1 pseudogene is annotated in these 220 nt (G+C 77.7%); it reads right to left on the reverse strand.

Going from position 1 to position 220, the window contains the following annotated elements:
- Positions 1-220: pseudogene (locus L0U85_RS20280) on the reverse strand (hypothetical protein); the annotation flags it as partial.

The raw sequence follows: 220 nt of genomic DNA on the forward strand, positions 1-220 counted from the left end.
GCCGCCCATGCGTGCGCCGCCGCCTGCCGGGGCTGCGGCCGCTGCATTCGTTCCGCTCGCTTCAGCCTCGGCGCTTTCCGCGGTGGCGGCGCCCTCCGTCCCGGCCGTGTCCACCGGCGTTTCGTCCTGCGCCCGTTGCAGCCGGCTGGCGTCGAACTGGGCATCGAGTTGCCCGCCCACCCGCGCCGCCGCCGCTGCCTCGGCGCTGGGCACGGTGGCC

Source organism: Glycomyces sp. L485 (genome assembly GCF_022548875.1).
Lineage (GTDB): Bacteria > Actinomycetota > Actinomycetes > Mycobacteriales > Micromonosporaceae > Glycomyces.